1 protein-coding gene is annotated in these 668 nt (G+C 74.9%); it reads left to right on the forward strand.

What is annotated here, in order from left to right; translation table 11 throughout:
• The coding region (locus tag IE94_RS0134335) for a squalene/phytoene synthase family protein (protein WP_030192411.1) at positions 1-668 on the forward strand (668 nt) is incomplete at both ends.

The following is a 668-nucleotide window of genomic DNA, read 5'->3' on the forward strand; positions in this document are numbered from 1 at the left end:
CGCGGCGCGAGGCGGCCTGGGCGCACTGGGAGCGCCGGGTGCGCGACGGGCTGACCACGGGCACGAGTGACGACCCGCTGATCCGCGCGCTGGTGCGCACCGTCGCCGCGCGCCCCCTGCTCGGCCGGAGGGTGGAGGAGTACCTGTCCACCGCCACCGCCGAGCTGGAGTTCGCCGGTTTCGCGACCGAGGACGACTACCAGGCCTACGTGGACGCCTACTCCCTACCCGCCTTCATGCTGGTGGCCGAGCTGCTGGGACCGGACGGTGACGACGACGGGCGGTACCGGGCGGCGTGCCGGACGTTCATCGACGGCAGCCAGCGCCTCGACTTCGTCAACGACCTCGCCGAGGACCTGCGGGAGGAGCGTCCGGGCATCCCGGCGAGCACGTTGGAGAAGTTCTCCGTCACGACGGCCGAGCTGGCCGCGGCGCGGCCCTCCGCAGGCCTGCGGGCCCTGCTGGACGAACAGATCGGCCTGGCCCGTGCCGCGCTCCTGGAAAGCCGCGGGCTCACGGGGCTCGTCCCGGCCGACAGCCGGCGGCTGGTGCGCGCGCTCGTCGACATCGAGCTGCTCACGGCGGACGCGGCACGCGAGCGCGGCACAGGACTGCTCCGCGCGGCGGCCGGCCCACCGAAGGCGAGGGCGGCGATGGTCCTGCTGCGC

The sequence above is a fragment of the Streptomyces violaceorubidus genome (genome assembly GCF_000717995.1).
GTDB lineage: Bacteria > Actinomycetota > Actinomycetes > Streptomycetales > Streptomycetaceae > Streptomyces > Streptomyces violaceorubidus.